Origin of the sequence: Algibacter pectinivorans (genome assembly GCF_900112595.1) — a bacterium.
Lineage (GTDB): Bacteria > Bacteroidota > Bacteroidia > Flavobacteriales > Flavobacteriaceae > Algibacter_B > Algibacter_B pectinivorans.
The window spans coordinates 341,888-364,532 of record NZ_FOMI01000003.1; the positions used below are offsets into that span (position 1 = coordinate 341,888).

The 22,645-nt window shown below is 34.4% G+C and carries 22 protein-coding genes; 16 read left to right on the plus strand and 6 right to left on the minus strand.

What is annotated here, in order from left to right; all coding sequences use genetic code 11:
• Positions 1–5 precede the first annotated feature (5 nt).
• The gene (locus BMY96_RS06495) at positions 6–1,142 is read left to right on the plus strand and encodes a T9SS type B sorting domain-containing protein (protein ID WP_092850593.1); all 1,137 of its coding nucleotides are present in this window, start codon (positions 6–8) and stop codon (positions 1,140–1,142) included.
• Here the strand turns inward: BMY96_RS06495 and BMY96_RS06500 are convergent, their stop codons facing one another.
• Positions 1,143–2,786 carry an acyl-CoA carboxylase subunit beta gene (locus tag BMY96_RS06500; RefSeq protein WP_092850596.1) on the minus strand — a complete coding sequence of 548 codons (1,644 nt, stop codon included), beginning with the start codon at positions 2,784–2,786 and terminating at the stop codon, positions 1,143–1,145.
• A gap of 144 nt (positions 2,787–2,930) precedes the next feature.
• Here BMY96_RS06500 and BMY96_RS06505 point away from each other — a divergent pair, with 144 nt between their 5' ends.
• Genes BMY96_RS06505 through BMY96_RS06520 form a run of 4 tightly spaced genes read left to right on the plus strand, consistent with a single transcriptional unit; the run spans position 2,931 to position 5,020 of the window.
• Positions 2,931–3,308: a DoxX family protein gene (locus BMY96_RS06505; protein WP_092850599.1), complete on the plus strand. Its 378-nt coding sequence runs from the start codon at positions 2,931–2,933 to the stop codon at positions 3,306–3,308.
• Positions 3,308–3,838, plus strand: coding sequence for an NADPH-dependent FMN reductase (locus BMY96_RS06510; protein ID WP_092850602.1), 531 nt, complete (start codon positions 3,308–3,310; stop codon positions 3,836–3,838). Before BMY96_RS06505 ends, BMY96_RS06510 begins: the two co-directional genes overlap by 1 nt.
• Before the next feature lie 8 nt (positions 3,839–3,846).
• Positions 3,847–4,284 (plus strand): MarR family winged helix-turn-helix transcriptional regulator, encoded by a 438-nt coding sequence (locus BMY96_RS06515; RefSeq protein ID WP_092850605.1) that lies wholly within the window; start codon positions 3,847–3,849, stop codon positions 4,282–4,284.
• 16 nt (positions 4,285–4,300) lie between these two features.
• Positions 4,301–5,020: a pirin family protein gene (locus tag BMY96_RS06520; protein WP_092850608.1), complete on the plus strand. Its 720-nt coding sequence runs from the start codon at positions 4,301–4,303 to the stop codon at positions 5,018–5,020.
• A gap of 64 nt (positions 5,021–5,084) precedes the next feature.
• Here BMY96_RS06520 and BMY96_RS06525 read toward each other — a convergent pair whose 3' ends face one another.
• Positions 5,085–6,257 (minus strand): MFS transporter, encoded by a 1,173-nt coding sequence (locus tag BMY96_RS06525; protein ID WP_092850610.1) that lies wholly within the window; start codon positions 6,255–6,257, stop codon positions 5,085–5,087.
• Positions 6,258–6,529: 272 nt separating this feature from the next.
• Here BMY96_RS06525 and BMY96_RS06530 point away from each other — a divergent pair, with 272 nt between their 5' ends.
• Together BMY96_RS06530 and ettA are read left to right on the plus strand one after the other, a co-directional pair.
• On the plus strand, positions 6,530–6,706 hold the full coding sequence (locus BMY96_RS06530; protein WP_241678341.1) for a CAL67264 family membrane protein: 177 nt from the start codon (positions 6,530–6,532) through the stop codon (positions 6,704–6,706).
• Positions 6,707–6,742: 36 nt separating this feature from the next.
• The gene (gene ettA / locus BMY96_RS06535) at positions 6,743–8,434 is read left to right on the plus strand and encodes an energy-dependent translational throttle protein EttA (RefSeq protein WP_092850615.1); all 1,692 of its coding nucleotides are present in this window, start codon (positions 6,743–6,745) and stop codon (positions 8,432–8,434) included.
• Between the two features lie 67 nt (positions 8,435–8,501).
• On the opposite strand, the gene BMY96_RS06540 is transcribed toward ettA, so the two are convergent.
• From BMY96_RS06540 to BMY96_RS06550, 4 genes are all read right to left on the minus strand, one after another.
• Complete coding sequence (locus BMY96_RS06540) at positions 8,502–9,869, minus strand: NAD-dependent succinate-semialdehyde dehydrogenase (RefSeq protein ID WP_092850618.1); 1,368 nt, start codon at positions 9,867–9,869, stop codon at positions 8,502–8,504.
• Positions 9,869–11,524, minus strand: coding sequence for an acetolactate synthase large subunit (locus tag BMY96_RS06545; protein ID WP_092850620.1), 1,656 nt, complete (start codon positions 11,522–11,524; stop codon positions 9,869–9,871). The genes BMY96_RS06540 and BMY96_RS06545 overlap by 1 nt, the downstream gene beginning before the upstream one ends.
• 153 nt (positions 11,525–11,677) lie before the next feature.
• The gene (locus BMY96_RS15855; RefSeq protein ID WP_139205223.1) at positions 11,678–11,884 is read right to left on the minus strand and encodes a hypothetical protein; all 207 of its coding nucleotides are present in this window, start codon (positions 11,882–11,884) and stop codon (positions 11,678–11,680) included.
• A 13-nt stretch (positions 11,885–11,897) separates the two neighbouring features.
• Positions 11,898–12,137 carry a hypothetical protein gene (locus BMY96_RS06550; protein WP_092850622.1) on the minus strand — a complete coding sequence of 80 codons (240 nt, stop codon included), beginning with the start codon at positions 12,135–12,137 and terminating at the stop codon, positions 11,898–11,900.
• A 232-nt stretch (positions 12,138–12,369) separates the two neighbouring features.
• On the opposite strand from BMY96_RS06550, the gene BMY96_RS06555 reads away from it, so the two are divergent.
• The 9 genes from BMY96_RS06555 (at position 12,370) to BMY96_RS06595 (ending at position 22,582) form a co-directional block, all read left to right on the plus strand.
• Positions 12,370–13,722, plus strand: a complete 1,353-nt coding sequence (locus tag BMY96_RS06555; protein WP_092850625.1) for a coiled-coil domain-containing protein — start codon at positions 12,370–12,372, stop codon at positions 13,720–13,722.
• Between the two features lie 192 nt (positions 13,723–13,914).
• Positions 13,915–14,988, plus strand: a complete 1,074-nt coding sequence (locus BMY96_RS06560; protein ID WP_092850627.1) for a hypothetical protein — start codon at positions 13,915–13,917, stop codon at positions 14,986–14,988.
• An 11-nt stretch (positions 14,989–14,999) separates the two neighbouring features.
• Complete coding sequence (locus BMY96_RS06565) at positions 15,000–15,362, plus strand: four helix bundle protein (RefSeq protein ID WP_092850629.1); 363 nt, start codon at positions 15,000–15,002, stop codon at positions 15,360–15,362.
• A 128-nt stretch (positions 15,363–15,490) separates the two neighbouring features.
• Positions 15,491–17,452, plus strand: a complete 1,962-nt coding sequence (locus BMY96_RS06570) for an AAA family ATPase (protein ID WP_092850631.1) — start codon at positions 15,491–15,493, stop codon at positions 17,450–17,452.
• On the plus strand, positions 17,442–18,026 hold the full coding sequence (locus tag BMY96_RS06575; protein WP_092850633.1) for an NUDIX domain-containing protein: 585 nt from the start codon (positions 17,442–17,444) through the stop codon (positions 18,024–18,026). The genes BMY96_RS06570 and BMY96_RS06575 overlap by 11 nt, the downstream gene beginning before the upstream one ends.
• Entirely contained in the window at positions 18,027–19,262 is a 1,236-nt protein-coding gene (locus BMY96_RS06580) for a DUF6638 family protein (protein ID WP_092850635.1), read from the plus strand.
• Positions 19,263–19,441: 179 nt separating this feature from the next.
• A complete protein-coding gene (locus tag BMY96_RS06585) occupies positions 19,442–19,966 on the plus strand; it encodes a hypothetical protein (protein ID WP_092850638.1) in 525 nt (174 codons plus the stop codon).
• Positions 19,967–20,100: 134 nt separating this feature from the next.
• Positions 20,101–21,792, plus strand: coding sequence for an energy-coupling factor transporter transmembrane component T family protein (locus tag BMY96_RS06590; RefSeq protein ID WP_092850640.1), 1,692 nt, complete (start codon positions 20,101–20,103; stop codon positions 21,790–21,792).
• Position 21,793: 1 nt separating this feature from the next.
• A complete protein-coding gene (locus tag BMY96_RS06595; protein WP_092850643.1) occupies positions 21,794–22,582 on the plus strand; it encodes a hypothetical protein in 789 nt (262 codons plus the stop codon).
• Positions 22,583–22,645: the final 63 nt, after the last annotated feature.

Here is a 22,645-nt window from a genome sequence, read left to right on the forward strand (position 1 = left end):
AAATAATGAAGTTTATAATTTATATATGTTTAATGCTTGTTGGGAATTGTTATGCGCAAGTAGCATTTCAAAACTTTGGCAATGTCCAAATGCATGAAAATGCCGAAGTTGGATTTCATATAGATCTTGTAAACGATGGTACTTTTAATGAAAACCTTGGAATAGCAGGGTTTTATAGTGAAGATTATTCGCTAGCTATATCCGGAACTGAAATTCCTCGTTTTCATGATATGGAAGTAGATGTTGTTAATCATTTGTTTCTAGATATTAACACAGAAATTGTAAATAGCGTAAGTTATATTGTTGGCGATGTTATAACGCCTAGAGATAACCCAAACGTGTCATTAGATTATCTTACAGATTCTTTTTATGTATTGGAAGATGATGAAAGAAATACCGATGGTTATGTTTCTTATCAAGGCGATTTAACCTTTAGTTTTCCTATTGGAGATCGCGATAAACTCCGGCCATTAATTACTACAAATACAATTCCTAACACTACGGTAAAAGCGGCTTATTTTGATGAAGATCCTAATACGCCTTCTACATTTACAACTAGTTTTAACACAAACAGTTTAGCATCTATAGTTGGTGTTGTAAGTAATTTAGAGTTTTGGGACTTTAATGGCCCCGATAATTCTGTGGTTACCTTAACCTGGGATTCTGAAAGTGAAATTGATAATCTTGCAGAAGATTTAAGAGCTTTAAGAATAGTAGGTTGGCATATTCAAGATGAAGAGTGGAAAGACTTAGGAAATTCTGGTTTTTCTGGAACAACATCAGAAGGGACAATAAATTCTATGGTTTTCAATCCTTCCGAATATGAAGTACTCACTTTTGGAGCATTAATAACCGAAGATGATATCGATATTGCAAACCTAGTATCGCCAAATGGCGATGGCATTAACGAGGTCTTCTACATTGAAGGTATCGAAGCCTTTGAAAATGAGTTAATCATCTTTAACAGATGGGGTTCTGTAGTTTATCAAGTGGATAATTACAAAAACAACTGGAGTGGTCTTGCTAACGTAAATAACGTTATAAAACGCCATAAAAAAGTTCCAACAGGTACTTATTACTACGTACTTAAGCTAAAAGAGTCCAACAAAAGCTCTGCAGGTTGGTTATATATTACCTACTAATTATACTTGTATTACTCCTAAATTAAAAGGTTTCTCAATAGGAGCGTGGTTTGCAGCTTCAATACCCATACTAATCCATGTTCTTGTATCTAAAGGATCTATAATAGCATCGGTCCAAAGTCTAGCCGCAGCATAATATGGAGACACTTGGTTATCGTAACGCTCTTTTATTTTATTATAAAGCTCGTCTTCCTTTTCTTTAGTGATTTTTTCACCTTGTTTTTCAAGTGATGCTTTTTCAATTTGCAATAATACTTTAGCTGCCGAATTACCACTCATTACAGCAAGTTCTGCACTTGGCCACGCAAAAATTAATCTTGGGTCATAAGCTTTTCCGCACATAGCGTAATTACCAGCGCCATAACTATTACCTATTATAACTGTAAATTTTGGAACTACAGAGTTACTAACAGCATTTACCATTTTAGCACCATCTTTTATAATACCCGAGTGCTCGCTTTTACTACCAACCATAAACCCTGTAACATCTTGTAAAAAGACTAAAGGTATTTTCTTTTGGTTACAATTAGCAATAAAACGTGTTGCCTTATCGGCAGAATCATTATAAATCACTCCGCCAAATTGCATTTCGGTAGGTTTCGTTTTAGAGCCTGTCGTTTTTACTAGTTTACGCTGGTTGGCAACAATACCAACAGCCCAACCATCAATTCTAGCATAGCATGTTATTATGGTTTGTCCGTATCCAGCTTTATATTCGTCGTATTCCGAGTTATCAACCAAACGTTTAATAATTTCAAACATATCATACTGATCGGCACGACTTTTTGGAAGAATCCCATAAATATCTTGAGGATTTTCTTTTGGCTTTTTTGAATCCTTTCGGTTAAAACCAGCCTTATCGTAATCGCCAATTTTATCAATAATATTCTTAATGGTATCTAAAGCATCGGCATCATCTTTGGCTTTATAATCGGTAACTCCAGACACTTCACAATGTGTTGTAGCGCCTCCTAAAGTTTCATTGTCTATAGTTTCTCCAATAGCGGCTTTTACTAAGTAACTTCCCGCTAAAAATATACTTCCCGTTTTATCAACAATTAGCGCTTCATCACTCATAATAGGAAGGTAAGCACCACCAGCAACGCAACTACCCATTACGGCAGCTATTTGAGTAATACCCATACTACTCATTACGGCGTTATTTCTAAATATACGGCCAAAGTGTTCTTTATCTGGAAATATGTCATCTTGTAGCGGAAGGTAAACACCCGCCGAATCTACTAGATATATAATAGGTAATTTATTTTCAATAGCCAGTTCTTGTGCTCGTAAATTCTTCTTTCCGGTAATAGGAAACCAAGCACCTGCTTTAACCGTGGCATCATTAGCAACCACAATACATTGTTTTCCTTTTACATATCCAATCTTTACTACAACACCACCAGACGGACAACCGCCATGTTCCTTATACATGTCTTCGCCTGCAAAAGCGCCTATTTCAATGGATTTTGCTTTTGGATCCAACAAGTAATCAACACGCTCTCTAGCCGTCATTTTACCCTTGCTTTTATGCTTTTCAATACGCGATGCGCCACCGCCAAGACTTACTTTTGCTAGCCTTCTTTTAAGTTCAGATACTAATAGTTTATTATGATCTTCGTTTTTATTGAAGTTGATATCCATACATGATTTTATTTGACACGAATTTACAAAACCTATTTTGGTATTTAAAGTGAATATTTTGTTAAATAATATTACATGGAAATATATTCCTAGGAAAATAAATATTTTAAACCTATCTTTGTGCTATAATTAACAGATTGAATAATGAATAAAAATAAAATTATCTATTACATAGCAACAGTAGTGCTATCTATTATAGTGTTATTTTCTGTAAGCATGTACTTTTTTAAACATGACATGATTAAGGGCGCTTTTACAAGTTTAGGGTATCCAACATACTTAATTTATCCTTACGCTATTTTAAAATTGCTAGGACTGGTAGCGGTTTGGACACCGAGTTTTAAAATATTTAAAGAATGGGCGTATGCAGGGTTCTTCTACGCTTTTGTTTTGGCTTTTTTTGCCCATGTTATGGTAGAAGATGGCGCACAAGGTACCGCGTTGGTAGCAATTATTGCACTAGCCATTTCTTATATATTTAATAGACTAAAAAATAAACCATTAATAAAAACAGATAAATAATGAAAAATATACTAGTATTTGCCGGGAGTAACAGTAAAAACTCAATAAACAAGCAACTGTCGGAATTTGCAGCAGGTTTGGTTGATAATGTAAAAACTACAGTATTAGATTTAAACGATTTCAATTTACCATTATACGGTATAGATTATGAAATTGAATATGGTATTCCAGAAAACGCTCATAAGTTTTTAGAAGCTGTTAAGTCTTCCGATGGCATAATATTGTCCTTAGCTGAGCATAACGGGGCTTATTCAACCGTGTTTAAAAACCTTTTCGATTGGATGTCTAGAATAGATGGTAAATTATGGAGTGAGAAACCTATGCTTTTAATGGCTACATCTCCAGGTGCTAGAGGAGGTGCTACAGTTTTGGAAATCGCTAAAGGCCGTTTTCCTTTTATGGGCGGTCGTATTGTATCAGATTTTAGTTTTCCTTCTTTTAGCGATAATTTTTCAGACGGATCTATTACAAATCCAGATTTACTCACAGCACTAAAAAATAAAGTAGTATTGTTTCAAAACGCATTATAAAATAGGATATGGGAGATTTATCAAAAGAAATTAATTCGAAGTTTGCCAATAACAAGGTAAAGGCTTTGCTGAATATTGTTTATACAGCAAATTTAATTTCAACCCGTCAAAACGAGTTTTTTAAGCCTTTTGGAATTTCGCCTCAGCAGTATAATATTTTAAGAATTTTAAAGGGCGCTAAAAGTCCATTAAAAGTTCAAACTATAAAAGAAAGAATGTTGGAGCGTTCTCCAAATGCCACACGATTAATGGACAAGTTATGCGCAAAGGGTTATATAGAGCGTTGCGCTTCTAAGGAGGATAGGCGTGTGGTTAAAATTACAATTACTAAGGCTGGATTAGATTTTTTAGAAACCATTCCTATACATTCTCATAGTGAATTTTTAAAAAACTTAAGCGAAGAAGAAGCAGAACAGCTAAGTAATTTATTAGATAAAATGAGATAATTAAAAACAGTTTATAATGAAAACAATAATTCATAAAGCAGAAAGTAGAGGATTTGCAAATCATGGTTGGTTACAAGCCAATCATTCATTTAGTTTTGCCGGTTATTTTGATAAGGAAAAAGTGCAATTTGGTGCTTTGCGTGTGCTTAATGATGATGTTATTGCGCCTAAAATGGGGTTTGGTACGCATCCACATAACAATATGGAAATTATTACTATTCCTTTATCTGGCGTGCTTAGACATAGAGATTCTATGCATAATGAATGGCAATCTGTTTTACCAGGAGAAGTTCAAATTATGTCGGCAGGAACTGGCGTTGAACACTCCGAAATTAACGGGTCTAACACCGAGCATTTAAGTTTGTTTCAAATATGGGTTATTCCAAATAAAGAGGATGTTACGCCGCGATACGACCAAAAAAGTTTCGATGCCGAAGGAAGAAAAAATAAGCTTCAGACTTTAGTGAGTTCTATAGATGGAACTCATGAAGGAAGTTTAAAAATTCATCAAGATGCTTTAATTTCTAGAATAGACCTAGATAAAGGTCAAACGTTCGAGTATCAACTAAAAAGTGAAGATCATGGTGTTTATATAATGACCATTTTTGGCAAGCATTCAATCAATGAAAATGAGCTTAATACTAGAGATGCTATGGGTATATCTGATACTTCCAGTTTTAAAATTGAAACAAAAGAAGACTCAGGACTTTTATTTATTGAAGTGCCTTTAACCTAATAAGTAGAATTGATTAATAGCGAAAACAAAAGCATCCTTATTTAGGGATGCTTTTTTAGTTTTATTAATAACTCATACTAGCTTGTTTTTGATTATATTTTCTTAATAGTATAATTACAATAGATATTAGTATTCCGGCTCCTGCCATTGCAGCTCCAACCCAATCGGCCGATGTATATCCATATCCCATGGCAATTGGTAAACCTGCTAAATAGGCACCTGAGGCATTTCCTATATTAAACGCACTTTGATTAAGAGATGACCCTAAGGTTTCAGAACCCTTTGAGGCGTTAATAATAGCCATTTGTATAGGTGTTGATATGCAAAAAGTAACGACCCCAATAATAAAAGTCATGACTAAAACCATAACCTTATCCGAAGCTAAATAGGTGTTTAAGGATAAGCTAATTACCATAGCAACAAGTATTATAATTATCGCGTAAATGGGTAAGAATTTTTCCGCTAGTTTCGCTCCTAAAAAATTACCAATTACCATACCTAATCCTGCAAGAATCATGGCATACGAGACCACTTCTTTAGAGTGACCTGCTACGTCTGTAATTAAAGGCGCGATATAGCTATACCAAGCAAAAAAGCCACCTGTACCAATTGTGGTTAATAAAATAATTAACCAAAGCTCTAAACGTTTAAAAACTTTAAACTCTTTAAAAAAGCTCGATTCAGATGATTGTTTTAATACGGGCATCCATAGTTTTACTCCCAAAACTGCAAATACACCAACTAAACCAACCATATAAAAAGAAACATTCCAACTAAAATGTTTTCCTAAATATGTTCCAAGGGGCACGCCTAAAAGGTTAGCAAAGGTTAAACCAGAAAACATAATAGCTATACCTTGTGCAGCCTTACCTTCTTTAGAGAGTTTTCCGGCCACTACAGCTCCAATTCCAAAAAATGCGCCGTGTGGTAAGCCAGACAAAAACCTTAAAACCATAAAGGAGTTGTAGCCGGTAGCAAATGCCGACAAAGTATTAAAAACAGTAAACCATAACATAAGCGCTAATAATACTTTGTTGGCTGGAAATTTACTTCCTAAACCAGTTAATAAAGGCGCGCCAACAACCACTCCAATGGCATAGGCCGATATAAAATGACCGGCCTCGGGTATAGTAATGTTAAAAGCCGTTGCTACATCTGGTAAAATACCCATTATAACAAATTCGGTTAATCCTATTCCAAACCCTCCAATGGCTAATGATAATAATGCTTTATTCATCAATTTTAAATAATTTATTCTCTTTAAAAGAATAAATAAAAGTAGATAGTATAATGTTAAATTATCAGTTTGAAAATGATAATTAATTGTTAATTAAAAAGTCTTAAAAAAAAGGCTCCCAAAATTGACACATTTTTATAAAGAACGATAAGTACTTGGTGTTTCAATAATAAAATAATTAAACATAATTATTTATAAACTTTAAATTTACTTTCAAATATGCGATATTTGCTTTTCAACTAACCAATTATAAATACGAAAAGATTATGGCGATGAATAAAAACACAGTTTTAGCTTGGGCTACATGGATAATGATTTCAATGGGGCTTTTGCTAATGGGACTAGGCGCATTTAGATACGACGACGTTGCAGGATGGGGCTTTGGTGCTGTAGGTTTAGGCTTTTTTGCTGTGGCATGGGTGTTTAATGCACTAAAAGGTCGTGTATAACGATGTTATTAAATTAATTAATTATTACAAATTACAATGAGTGACGATAAGAAAGTAATTTTTTCAATGTCTGGTTTAACCAAGACATTCCCTGGTGCCAATACACCAGTTTTAAAAAATATTTATTTAAGCTTTTTTTATGGAGCTAAAATTGGAATTTTAGGTCTTAATGGTTCTGGTAAATCAACCTTGCTTAAAATTATTGCTGGTGTAGATAAAAATTTTCAAGGCGATGTAACCTTTTTACAAGATTACTCGGTTGGCTATTTGGAACAAGAACCACAATTGGACGACGATAAAACGGTTATGGAAGTGGTTCGTGAAGGTGCAGCCGAAACCGTTGCTATTCTTGATGAATACAATAAAATTAACGACCAATTTGGTTTGGAAGAAGTATATTCTAACCCAGATAAAATGGAAAAGTTAATGGCTAGACAAGCCGAATTGCAAGATCAAATTGATGCTGCAGGCGCGTGGGAGTTAGATACCAAATTAGAAATTGCTATGGATGCGTTACGTACCCCAGATGGCGATAAAAAAATAGGAGTACTTTCTGGAGGTGAAAAGCGCCGTGTGGCTTTATGTCGTTTACTTTTAAAAGAACCAGATGTATTACTTTTAGATGAGCCTACCAACCACTTAGATGCCGAATCGGTACATTGGTTAGAGCATCATTTAGCTCAGTATAAAGGAACCGTTATTGCTGTAACGCACGATAGATACTTTTTAGATAATGTTGCTGGATGGATTTTAGAGTTAGATAGAGGTGAAGGTATCCCATGGAAAGGGAATTACTCGTCTTGGTTAGATCAAAAATCTAAACGTATGGCACAAGAAAGTAAAACAGCTTCTAAACGTCAAAAAACGTTAGAACGTGAGCTAGATTGGGTACGTCAAGGAGCCAAAGGACGTCAAACCAAACAAAAAGCACGTTTAAAAAATTACGATAAGTTAATGAGTCAAGATCAAAAACAACTTGATGAAAAACTTGAAATATACATACCAAACGGACCACGTTTAGGAACCAATGTAATTGAGGCCAAAGGGGTTGCCAAAGGGTATGATGATAAATTATTATACGACGATTTAAACTTTAATTTGCCACAAGCAGGAATTGTTGGTGTTATTGGACCAAATGGTGCTGGTAAAACGACAATTTTTAGAATGATTATGGGTGAGGAAACACCAGATAAAGGTGAGTTTACCGTTGGTGAAACTGCAAAACTAGCCTATGTAGATCAAAAACATGCTAACATAGATCCAGAGAAAACCATTTGGCAAAACTTTAGTGATGAGCAAGAGTTGGTTATGATGGGAGGCAAAGAAGTAAATTCTAGAGCCTATTTAAGCAGATTTAACTTTTCTGGCGGCGAGCAAAACAAAAAAGTAAAATTACTTTCTGGTGGAGAACGTAACCGTTTGCATTTAGCTATGACGCTTAAAGAAGAAGGAAACGTATTGTTATTAGATGAGCCAACAAACGATCTTGATGTTAATACGTTAAGAGCCTTAGAGGAAGGTTTAGAAAACTTTGCAGGTTGTGCAGTTGTTATTAGTCACGACCGTTGGTTTTTAGATAGAATATGTACTCATATTTTAGCTTTTGAAGGCGATAGTCAGGTATATTTCTTCGAAGGTAGTTTTTCTGATTATGAAGAAAACAAGAAGAAACGTCTTGGTGGCGATTTAATGCCAAAGCGTATTAAATACAGAAAATTAGTAAGATAATTGTATTAGAAATATAAAAAAGGCTCACGTAAACGTGAGCCTTTTTTGTTTTATAAAACCAACTATTTTAATCGATCCAAATAGATTTAGTATTGGTAAATTCTCGAATTCCATAACCAGAAAGTTCTCTACCATAACCACTAGTTTTTATACCTCCAAATGGCATTCTAGGATCCGAAACCACTAGTTTATTTACAAAACTGTTTCCGGCTTCTAATTGTAAAGCTACTTTTTCGCCTCTAATATTATTTTTGGTTATAACACCAGAACCTAACCCGAATTTAGAATTATTTGCTAGTTCTATGGCATGCTTTTCGTCTTTTGCTTTTATTACAGATGCCACAGGACCAAATAATTCTTCATCAAAAGCTTCCATGCCTGGTTCTAGATCGGCTAAAATGGTGGCAGGGTAATAGGCACCGGTTCTGTCTGGTATGGTTCCTCCAAGTATTAATTTTCCGCCTTGGCTAATTGTTTTTTCTACTTGTTCGTGCAATTCGTCTCTTAAATCTACTCGTGCTAACGGACCGTAATAAGTATCTTCGTCCGTAGGGTCGCCCATTTTGGCTGCACTCATTTTTTCTTTAAATAATTCTAGAAAATCGTTGTAAATAGCGTCTAAAACAATAAATCGTTTGGCTGCAATACAAGTTTGGCCATTGTTTTGTAATCGGCCATAAGTAGCTAAATCTGTAGCCTCTTCTAAATCGGCATCATCTAATATAATATAAGCATCGCTACCACCTAATTCTAATACAGATTTCTTTAAGTTTTTACCTGCAATTGCTGCTACCGATTGTCCTGCAGGTGCACTTCCTGTTAATGTTACTGCAACAATGTGCTTGTTTTCTATAATAGACTCCACATGATCTGAACTTACATTTAAATTACTAAAAATGGCTTTTGGAAATCCGGCTTCTTTTAATGCCTCTTCTAGAGCAAAGGCGCAACCTTGCACATTCGAGGCGTGTTTTAAAACAGCCGTGTTTCCTGCCATTAATGCAGGAGCTAAGAACCGTATAACTTGATAAAACGGAAAATTCCAGGGCATAATAGCCAAAATAACACCTATAGGTTGAAATGTAACGTAGCTTTTGCTAGCTTCAGTTTTAACGGGTTCATTGGCTAATAATGCTTCGGTATGTTCTGCATAGTAACGACAAATTTTAGCGCATTTTTCTATTTCTTTTCTGGCTTGTTCTATAGGTTTTCCCATTTCTTGGGTGGCCAACTGCGCATATTCTTCATGGCGTTTATCAAATACCTCGGCAAGTTTAGTCATGAGGTTACTACGCTCTGTAAACGAGGTTTTTTTCCATGATTTAAATGCGTTACCGGCTTTGTCTAAGTGCTCTTCAACTTCAGATTCTGTTAAACGATTATATGTTTTTATAGAGGCTTCTGTAGCTGGATTTATTGTGGTTATTGTGCTCATTATTTTATATTTTTTGAAAATTCTTTAAGTATTACATTTAGTATTTCATGGTTTAGAGAATAATCTACAGCTAAATCAATAACTTGAACGCCCTTGGCTGTTAATGCTTCTTCTAAGTTAGTATTAAATTCTTTAACCGATTTTGGCTGATAACCTGTGGCTCCAAAACTTTCGGCATATTTAACAAAATCTGGGTTTTTATAGTCTAATCCGTATTTAGGAAATCCTTCACCTTCTTGTTTCCATTGTATCATGCCGTAAGCATTGTCATTTAAAATAATAACAACCAAATCCAATTGTAATCGTACAGCAGTTTCAAGTTCTTGCGAGTTCATCATAAAACCGCCATCGCCATTAATAGAAATTACTTTTTTATCGGGATACAATTCTTTTGCCATTATAGCAGAAGGTAATCCTGCGCCCATAGTTGCTAAAGCATTATCTAAAATAAGACTATTTTGAACATATGCCGGATAATTTCTAGCAAACCAAATTTTATAAATACCATTATCTAGTGTTACAATGCCATCGTCTGGTAACGCATGTCTAACCAATTTTACCAAGCGTTGCGGTAAAATAGGGAAGCGTTCGTCCTGTTCGTATTTCATTAAATGCGCAGATACATTATCTCTAACCTTAAAAAAGGCTTCGTTATCCCACGAATTGGCATCTGGTTTTAAAGCTTCGGCAAGATTTTTAACGCTACCAGCAATATCACCAATAACATTATAATGCGGAAAATAAAGTTGATCTATTTCTGCTGCAAAATAATTAACATGAATAACGTTTTGGTTGCTTGCAGTTTCCATTATAAATGGTGGTTTTTCTATTGTATCATGACCCACATTAATAATTAAATCGGCTTTATGGATGGCTTCGTGCAGAAAATCATCATCAGAAAGTGCTGCTGTGCCTAGGTAAAGCGGATTACGCTCATCAATAATACCTTTTCCCATTTGTGTATTAAAAAACGGAATTTGTAAGCTATCAACAAAATGAGTTAATGCTTTACTTGCGCGTTTTCTGTTGGCACCAGCGCCAATAAGTAATAAGGGCATTTTGGCATTTCTTACCATGTTAGCGGCATGATTTATAACGGATTTTCCGGCATAAGGTATTTTATAATCAACAACATCAAATATTTTAGGGTCCGTAACATCCTCTTGGGCAACATCTTCGGGCAACTCAATATGTACGGCTCCAGGGCGTTCTTCACCAGACATTCTAAACGCCTCTCTTACTATGGCAGGAATATGCTCGCCATAAGTAACCTGTTTCGTGAATTTGGTTAATGGTTGCAACATTTCTACAACATCAATAATTTGAAACTTACCTTGTTTACTACTTTTAATAGGTTTTTGTCCAGTAATCATTACCATAGGCATTGCGCCTAATTGCCCGTAAGCGGCTGTGGTTACTAAATTAGTGGCCCCAGGGCCTAAGGTTGATAAACACACCCCAGGTTTTCCTGTTAATCGGCCATAAGTGGCTGCCATAAAACCGGCTCCTTGTTCGTGCCTAGTTAATACAAACTTTATTTTATCAGAGGTTCTAATAGATTCTAATATATCTAGATTTTCTTCACCAGGAAGTCCAAAAATATATTCTACACCTTCGTTTTCTAGTGCTTTAATAAACAAATCTGATGCTTTCATAAATCTTTCTTTTTTTGCGTTCAATCAAAACTAAACCAAAAGAAGTTTTAAAGTTGACTTAATAAATAGAAACTTTAATGCATTCAGAAATTATAACATTAAATTAAGTAATACAGTATAAGGTAATAGAAGGAAAAATGAATAAGAAGGCGCTTATTTTTGTTTATAAATATGGTCTGTACCCATTTTATAATCCAAATTAACCTCAATATTTTTAATGTTTTCAAAATTATCATTAAAAGTCTTTAATTCTTTTTTAATTGCGGCTTCGTGCTCGTTTACATATAAGTGTCGTTTAGCCAACAACACTATCAAAATAAAAAGAATTACAAAAAGAGCAGATAAGATATAAAAAAACATAATAAACTAGGGTTTAGTTACCTCCATACATATGGCCACCGGTAAAATCTTTGTACTTGTTATCCGTATTCTCAGAAGCTTTGGTGTTCATAGCTTCCAAGCGCTCATTTTCCTTTTTTAATTTATAAGATTTTCTAACACCTAATAGCAAGAGTATTCCAAAAAACACTGTAACAACAGTAAGTAGCATGACTATACTAGACTCACTTATTAAAGGAAAGGTAGAGAAGTAAAGGTTAAATTTTAGTAGCATTTTTTAAGCATCCAAAGCGTTAGGGTATTAACAAATATACTCTATTCTATTAAAATGTACGATATTTTTTATTAACTGTAACATTTTCATAACTTGGTATACTTATATATAGAGCAAGAATAAAAAAATTAATTTAAGGCATTATAAATGGCTATTTACGCTTTTAAATTCAGAATTTTTAACGAAATTGCTTACTTAATACTAATGTTCAACCTAAAACACAAAATTTAATATGTCTGATGATTTTGATTTATTAGAAACCAATTCAAACGAAAAAACCGAAAAAGTAGATGTTAATTGGGGGAAAGCCATTGACACAATGAAATCTAAATTGTCTCAAGAGGACGATCCAGAATCCAGGCAGAAAATATTAAATGCCACTTTGGACGATGTGGTGCATATGGCCGAGAAAGACAGAACAACACTTTTAGATGCTATAAAAGATTTAACCGACTACCAAGATGAAGTTGGTATAATGTTCGAAAAATTTTCGGCACTTAATGCCACCGAGCAAAAGGTTATCGACGATGCGCAAAAAGCCTTAGAGCGTGCACGAATAGAATTAGAAGATGCTAAAAACAAACCAGATACGTGGTGGAATAACCTTTGGGGCCGAAAAAGCAAAATTAAAAAAGAAGAAGCAGAGTTTGCCATAGCCGAAAAAACAAGAGCAGGAGCCGATAATAAGGCAAAAGCCATGTTTCAAGAACGTATAGAAAGTGCCGATGTACAAACGCTATTAAGCGAGTTATCATATAAATCGCAAGCAGCAGTTACCCGTTTAAAAAACCGCGAGGTAGAAATTAAAGAGGTAGAAGAAAAACTTAAAGATGCCATAGTCGAGGCTTCAAAAAATCACACAAAAGCCTTAGCCAAAAAGAAAGAAGTAGAAGCAAAGCTAGAGGAAAACTATGCCTTATTAAAACAGGCGCGTCAAGCACTAGAGGATATTGCCGATAAACAATCTACTGAGTATTCCGAGGCTATTGGTAAAATGACGGCCCTAGAGCAAAAAGTAGAAGAACTCGAAGGTCTTAAAAACGCCTATACCACCTTAGCGGCAAGTAAAGATAGTTTTGTGCACAAACACAATTTAACCATAAAAGTACTTACCTCTTTACGCAGTAATTTACAAACCCATCGTGCAAAATTAAAGTCCGATACCGAGGAGCGTCTTAAGTATTACGATGGTTACGTGGTGGCTTTAAAAGCACGTACCGATCAAGAATTTGCTGCAATTTTGGAGCATTTAGGTGTAAAAACAGACGAGCATATTGGCGAAACCCTAGCATCAATGCATACAGCAAGTGCTAAAGCACGTCAAGACATGATGGATAACATTCCGGTACACGAAAAAGTTATGCAAGGCGTTTACAGCAGTTATGCCGAGGCTTTGCAAGAAATTCGTGCTAAAGATGGCGAAATCCAAAAGAATTTTGCAGAGCGTTACGGCATCGATATGAAAGAAATTTTCGAAGACTATTACAATGCCGAAAACACAACACCAAAAGGCGACGATGGTGGAGAACCAGCAGGGAAACCAACACCAAAGCCAGAAGCTACCGACGACGATTTATTAAGTTAATTTATAACTTAAAATCATTACAGTTGTTTTCCACATGGTATCAAAAATATAAGGGCGTTACCCCGCGAAAAAGCGGGGTCAGGCTTTCACTACTCACTCTCTGCGAGGAGCTCAAACATACCGTTCAATCCTTAACGCATACCCGACTAGCTTTAGGTTTGCAGCAAGCATCGTTAATTTTTTAATTAAAACATGTCCATTAACCAAATAGTAACACCATTAGATTCGGCTATTTTAGATTCTAAAGAGCAATACGTTTTTTACCATAAAATGGTAGATTTCGCTTTTAAAGAATTAATAGTGGCCGTTCAAAGAGAACAAATATGTAGCAAAATAGAAGTTCAGCTTTTTAAGCAATACTGCGATTTGCTGTTATATTCCATTGAGGCTATGCGTGTTAAATACATGTACGACGACGAGGATAATATGAAGGTAGATTTAACAGATTCTGGACTACCTAACTATTTGGAATTCCGTTACCTGTTTAACGATTTAGAGTTACGCGACGAGTATTTAGGCAAATTAACACCAGTAGAAACGCTTAAAGAGGAATTTTTAGATACCCTAATGCGTAAAAAAGAACCCATTAGTAAAAGTAAACTCTTTCAAGCATCATCTATAGTTTACTATACTTCGGTTAACAAACAGTATATATTTAACAAGTTTGTACAAGGTAAAATTTTAGAAATTCAAGATCAAGAGGACGCTAGCTTTTTAGTAAGCTGGAGTTTTTACGATGTGTCGCATAACCGACCTTTTATTTGTTTCATGTATTTTAATTACGATGGTAAAAAGGTTAACGATTATCGCGATGATATTTATGAGGTTTTAAAAACAGTTGCCGATAGAGATATGTCTTTAGATACCATGGCATATACCATAGATAGAAAATTACCTAAAGTATCACCAAAGCTAATTAAACGTATAGATTTAGGGCCATTGCATAACGTATTTGCTAAAGACGAGCACAAAGTGACACACGCCATTTTAGAGAGTATTGGTAAAAAAGAAATCCCTTTAGAGTCGTATGCTTTTTCGTTACGCGTTAATGAAGTGGCCTCAAAAAGTGAATTTAAAGAAGGTAGTTTTTTTAGCAAACAAACCTTACAGCGCTGGGACGAGGTTTTTAAACAAAAGTACATTTTAGCGCCACATCGTATTATTCAAATGCTGTATAATAAAACACCAGAAATGATGAATAATTTGGCTAAAGCACCTATAGAAGTAAGCAGTTTGCAGTCTTCAGTGGCCAGTAAGTATAAGTAAAACTAGAATATATGTCGTTTAAAACATTATTAGCGTATCAAAAAGGTTTTGATTTAGCAATGGAAATTTTTAATATAACAAAAGATTTTCCAAAATCTGAAATGTTTGGACTCACATCTCAAATGGTGCGCTCAAGTAGGTCCGTTTGTTCAAATGTAGCTGAAGGCTATAGAAAACGTCAATATGAAAAACATTTTAAAAGTAAATTATCAGATGCTGATGGAGAAAATTCGGAAACACAACTTTGGTTAGATTTTGCTTTAGCTTGCGAGTATATTCGAGAAGAAAAAAGATTAGAATTACAAAATAAAAGCGAAGAAATTGGTAAACTATTAAATTATATGATGAATAATCCAGATAAATTCGGATTATAAATAAAATTATAGCGGGGAAAATCCGCAACAGTAGGAACTAAAGACTGAATACTACCAACCAAATACTAAATAAATGTCCATAACAGTAAGCACTGAATACTGCCAACTGAGGACTGAAGACTAAGAACATGGAGCACAATTCAACATTTCCAATAAAATTAACCGAACTCGATATGCTTCGCGATGAAGCTTCATCCTACTTAAAAAGTATACAATGGGAGCAAGGGTCGCGTGCAAAAAACAGAGATAAAGATGCAAAAGATGAATCTATTTTACTGTATTTATCTAGAGCTAATAATGGCAGTTCTGCGAGTATAACCTCGGTTTCAAAAACCATTTTGGCTTTAAAAAAGCGTTTGTTGCCCGATTCTGTGGCGCTTCCAATATATTTAAACCAAACGTTATATGCTGTTCAAGAAGGTATAACCTTAGGCATTTGGATTAAAGATAGTTATTACGATGCATCAGGATTATCTAGTTTAAACGAAAACAAATCGGCTCTAGATAATAACGGAAAACGTGAGTATGAGAGCAAAATGCATACCGCTACCGCGTTTATGCTATTTGCAACGGCTTATAAAATATTAAACGATTTAAAACCACATGCTTCCGACGATTTAAGCGTCATGAAACAGAAATTTGCTGGAATACCAGAATTGTCTTTAATGTCGCCGTTAAAAGGAATATCGTGTAGTTTATTTTACTTTGATAAATACCTAGACCATCCTGAAATTATAAAGTCCGATAAAGATGTTATTGATTTTACAGTGGTTTATTTTGAAGCTTTAATTGACGAAATTCAGTTAAGAAAAAGCAGTTTAGAGTATACTGAAACCATTGAAGATAGAACCTATAAACTTGAAAAATCTGAATTTGCAATTTCTGGTTGGAATAATGTGTTTCAAGGTACCGTAAAAAGTATCGAGTTTAATAAAATTAAGTTCGAGCAAATTGTAGGTAATCGAGATGCAAAGCATTTTGCGCGTCGTTTAACAGAGCGTATGTTGAGTTACGATTTTACTGCCAAAAAGAATCCGTTTCAAGAGCTTGGTGGTTTTATGCCAGTGTTTATGGGGTATGGAATTCCAGGAACAGGAAAAAGTATGTTAATTGCTGCTATTGCTACTAGACTTAAAGAGCATTGCGATACTTTAGATATTCCGTTTTTATTTCATCCTATGCCAGATACGTTAATTTCGACATTTCAAGGTGGATCTGCCGAAAAAATGGTAGAATGGATGAAACCCATGCAAGATCCAACAAAATTAATTTTCGCACCTATTGACGATGCCGAAAATAACTTGCAAGAACGTACTGCTCAAGGTGTTTCGGCGGGTGTTAAGGAAGTTATTGGTGTGTTTTTAAGATATACCGAAGGTGCTTATGCCGTTAATTACGGTAACAGTTCCATAGGCTTATTTACTAACCTGCCAGAAATGTTGGATAAAGCGGTAATTTCTCGTGTACAAGGACGATTCAAAATTGATGGGGCAAGAACAGAACACGATTTTTTAGATCAAGATCACATTTGGTGGCGTAAATTAGACGATACGATGCCAGATTTTGTGAACATGCAAGGTCCCGAAAACTATGCCTATTTACAAGATCAAGGTTTAGCTAAAAACATGGGCGATATTTTAAGTAACGTCGATAAGCCAACAGAAGCACGCGTTCACGACGTTTATAGTAAAGTAGAAAAGCAGTTTAAAACCAATCAGCATTTATTTTATGCTAATTTGTATAAGGAAATGCAGGCTGTGTTTCCGTTCTTTTCTTCGCGAGATGTACGTAATATTCAATCGGCAATTTCATTACGATTAACCGATTTCGACTTGGAAGAAGATTGGTTTGAGAACCCAGAAATCTATTTCAAACAAGAATACGACACCAAGTTTAATATGCTTCAAGAATTGATGCGTGGCAATATGAAAGGCTTAGATTTTTCTGAAATTAGACGACAAGAAGTGGTGCGTTATTTAGATAATGTGGCAACCATTGCAGATACCGATTTTAAACGAAAAGTCGATGCCCGAGTGAACCAATTAAATATAGAAACTAAAGCAAGAAGTACTTTTGAAAATGAGCGATAAGCATATAAAAAATATTGAGACCAAGTTACTTTCAGATAACTATTACATTTTAAATAGAGTCACTTTCGATTATTTAATGTCCAACGGCGAATGGGTAAACCAAATGCGCGAGGTTTACGATAGAGGCGACGGTGCAGGAATACTTTTGTATAACAAAGCGAAACAAACCGTAATCCTAACCAAACAATTTAGAATGCCAACGTATTTAAATGATAATAAGGATGGCTTTTTAGTGGAGGTTGCAGCTGGTATGCTGGATAAAGATAACCCGGAAGCTTGTATTATTAGAGAAACCGAAGAAGAAGTTGGTTATCGTTTAAAATCCGTTAAAAAGATATATGAAGCGTATTCATCGCCTGGGGTAATGACCGAGAAAATGCACTTTTTTATTGGAGAATATACCGATGATATGAAGGTAAATGAAGGCGGTGGTGTTGATACAGAACATGAAGATATTGAAGTGCTAGAAATGCCTTTTAAAAATGCCGTAAAAATGTTGAATAATGGCGAAATTGTTGATACGCGAACCATTGTGTTGTTACAGTATGCTATTATTCATAAGTTATTAGAATAAATGGATAGACTAAAACAAGCAAACTTATACAGAAGCGAACTCATTCCCGTAAGCGGAAAACTGGTTGAGCGTTACAACAAATGCTTAGTAAAACTTGGTTTTTCTAAAACAAAGCTAAAAACCTTTCACATTGATGGTATAGGGTGGAGTCCGGAAGTGGCTGAAGAAAAAGGAGCGTTAAATTATTTAAATAATGGTGAAGCAAATCCGCATGGCATTATTATTTCTCCGCTTCAAAAAGGCAAACCGGTGTATTTACCATTTCATTCGTTCGATAGGGATATGATGAAGTTTGTGTTTAAAATTCACGACCAAAAGATAAAAGATATTACAAGAGATTGTGCCGTTTGTTTAGATTTCGATCAAGGCATAGACGCATTTTACGAACCTTTAGACGTTTTAAAATATAATAAAGTCGCCATCAATTTTCATCTTATCGATAACTTGAAGCATGTTCAAAAAGAACAATTACAACTTGTTGAAACCTTTAAACGGGCTAATAATTTTATAGATGAAAGCTTGCATCAGCAAATTCTAGATTCTGCTAAAACCTTTGGCGATTTAAGAACCAGAAATTTAGATTTACACGAATTACAATTTACAACCGATTCATTTTACACCAGAGCCTTTGGAGGCGTATATGTTTTAAGAGATTTTATAAAACCTATTGTAGTTTTCGAAGATGAAACATGGCATAAAGAAGCTATAAAGGACACCAACTACGATGTTTTAATCTATCATATTGAGCAGCCAGAACTTATGGATAAACTGCGCGATCATGTTATTATAGAATACGATTTAGAAAAAGCAATTACCACAAAACGTTACGAACGTATCAAGAAATTTGAAATGGCTCAGCATTTAAAAAATGTAAATCATCCGGTAAAAGATATTCTAAACGACCCTATATTATTTAAAAGTTACCTAAATAAACTTGATATAAAGGCAAGGAAAAAAGTAATGAGCGTAGAACGCTATTTGGAGAAATTAGAAACCAGTAACCAATACAAAATAGCCGATATTGTTGACGAAAAACTATTTGAAGCGCTGCATAAACCGCATTCTTCATTAGATGCGAAACACCAAGATTTAATCTGGAAATTATTGGTAAATATTTCATCAAAAGATATTTTATTTTGGTATTGGTATGATAAAGAGGCATTTTATAGCAATTTTAAAACTTGGGATGATTCCCTTAAGGATTGGGCAGTTGAAACGATTAGTAACAATATTTAAAGCTTGAAGCATGAAGTAAGAAGTTGGGAGTTTCCTATCTTTATGAATAAAATTTGACTAAAAAATTAATTATGAATATGACTATAGCCTTTAGAAACAGAATAAAACTTTAAAAAATCAAATCTAGGGATGAGTAAGCAACTTCAAGCTTCCAACTCCTTACTTCAAACTATTTAATTATGACACTAGAACTCATCGTATTTATTGGCGCTATACTATTCGGAATCTTTTTATATTGGAGAGAATCTAAAGGTAATGGGCTGTATCGGTTTTTTAATAAAATAATAAACTCGAAAGAACTTCAAATGAAACCTTATGATAAAACGGGTTTTGTATATCAGCAAACGTTTTTATTACGACTCGTTTTTGTTGGATTCCTGTTTTTAATAGGCATTGTAATTGTTCGGTTTTTAATTCCTATCGATATAGCTACAATATCCATTTTTGCATCCATGATTGTTGGTACTTTAATAGGAACTTATTTAGCAAATTTTATTTTTAAATCTAGCGCGGTTATCGATGAAAAAAGTGACTCGATTGAAGATATGGTTCAAGAGACATTCGAAAAGGGAAAAGACTTTATTGAAGATTTAAAAAACGAAAAACCAAAAGTAATTAAAGAGGCTAAAAAAGAAATTGCTAACGAGCCTAAAGTAGAGGAGAAGAGTGCAAGAGAGCGCTTAAAGGATAAAGGACTGCTTTAAGTTGGCAGTTTTTAGTAATCAGTTTATAGTTTCAAGTAATAAGAGTTAAGAATAAAAAATAAGTTTAATTAATAAAATACAGTTGCCCTAACTGTTTGTTTCCTCCCTTTGGGAGGATTAAGGAGGGTCTCATTATGATTAAAAACTACTGGAATAAAGGAAAGAAACAAAAAACAATAACCATTATTGGAGCATTAGTTTTATTAATAGCGTTGTTTGTTTTAAGAGACGACTATCAACCTGCTTTATTATTTGTTAGAAAATTTATTTTTATCATTCTACTTAGTGGTATTGTTTTGTTTTTAGGGTTACGAAAATTCAGAAATTCACCAACAACAGGAGGTCGATTAGGTATTTTAGTCGTGTTACTTGTATTTTTTGGAATTTTGTACGTTGTAGGTTGGCATTTTAAAATGTACGATTACATGAAAACTTACAATGTATTTAATAACCTAAATAAAACAGAAATTCACGAGTTACCATTAACGCAAAACGAGCGCATCCAACCGCTTCGTAATGTGTTTTCTATGGCTAACGAAAGTGTAGGAGAAACTAAAGATGTTTCCTTACCACATTTAGTTAGAATTGGTAACGAGAATAAATGGACCATGGCCATTCAGCCTACAGAAAAATATATGTGGCAAGGAATGACCGATAATACCGAAGAAGTTTTTGCGGTATCGAGCACAACACCTTTTCCTAGATTTTCTAGCGAGAATCGCATTCCTGTAACATTTTCAATTGGCGAATCTTTAAAATTTAGTCGAAATACATATAACGCCGTAGTGCAACGTTTCAACTTTTTTCAACTGTTTAGCATGGAACCTAGCGATACCTATTACATGAAAAACGATTCTGGTAAATGGGTGCAAGTAGTGAGTTTAATAAAATGGAAAGGCTTCCTTTTTCCTTATCCAACCTTTGGAGGTGTTATGGTAATTGATAGTGGCGAGCACGATTTTAACGACTATATAGAGCGTATTTTAATTGGAAAAGGAAACTATGTTAGTCCAGAAGACATGAATAAATATCCATTTTTAATTGGACAAAATACACTAGCCGAAAAAGTATCAAGATTACAAGCCGAATCCTTAAAGTTCTTAGGTGGATTTAGCGATCCATTACCATGGAATATGGAAACCGCCGTTAAAATTCCAAACTTGGCAGATGACCAAAACCAACAACCTTTTGTAACCGATTTTAATTTTACAGATACCAATACAAACGCCTATAGCGGATTGTATCACTGGTTTGGTTTAGAGCCTGTTGGAAACGAAAGAACAAGTTTAACTTATAGTGTTTTTGTGCCAGCCGACGGAAGTAATAATTTTTACTATTATGATCATGCATCAAAAAAAGAAGGCTATGCAGGTGTTTCTGCTATGCCATTAAAAGTTATAGAATCTCGTAAAGAATTTGATTGGTCGGTTAACAAACCGGTAGAATTTAGGCCCTATATAAAAGATATTGCAGGCAGAAAACGTTTGTTTTTTCTAGGTACAATTTCTGCAATTCGCGAAGGCTCAGATAATTTTGATGGTTCGGCAACTCCAGATTTGGCTTTAGTGGATAGCGAATATCGCGATGTGGTTTGGATTGATGTTAAGCACCCAAGTCAATGGGATAAAACAGTGTACGACCAATTAAATGAAGCATGGCGCTCCAGCGAAAAAATTGGGTATTATTATGCCGAAGAAGCAAAAACTATCGATATGGTTGAGCAGCCTAAAGATACTATAAATGTTATACCTCAAGTAGATAAAAAAGCCGAAGAAATAGCTAGGTTACAAAGACAACTTGATTCTTTGAGGGCGTCTAATAATTAGCATGTCAATCTATTCGTTTTTCTATTCAAAGCATATAACTTCTAGGGCGTTTATAGAAATAGACCCTATGAATTTTCATTGTGAGGATATTGGACTGTATACATTTACTAAATATCATGATTTTGAATATAATCATGTATCGCTTACAAATAAAGTGTCTTGGGAAGAGTTACTCTATGAAACATTGGATGTAACCCTATTAACTTTACTTTCCAAAAGAGAAATTATTGTAGAAGTTGTTAATTATAATGAGATATTCTGGTCAGGCATTTACAAGCATAAAAAACGAAAGTTTTTAGTTAAAAAAGGAGTTGATATTAAAGAAGCCGATTTCTTTTCTAAATTAATTTTAAATGCATTAACTAAACTATTAAAAAGAATTCAAGAAGAAGTGCTTTTTCATGAACTTATAACCGAAATTTTTAATGATATTATTGGGCAATATGAAAGATATTTAAAACCAGATAAAAACATGTTGCTTCAAATTTTAAATCTTTATACTAAAAAATATGAATGGTTAAGATTTAAAGAAGACTTTAATATGTTTGGTCCTTTGTCTAAATATAAAATAGAAATTGAAACGATATATATTCCGAAATTAAAAATGCAATTTGATGATGTGAGGACCTTTAGAAATACATCCTTAAAAGGTAACGCACCATATGCTCAATTAAGACGAAGATTAAGGGATGTTATAGCGTTTAATAGTACCATTAGATATAGCTTATATAGTGAAGGAGATACTAGATATAATAATGGATTTAATTTTGTTATTCCTACAAACTATTAAAATGTTAAGCGCCAAAAAATTACATATTTTGTGGTGTTATTTTTCGTACCTTCATAGCTCTAA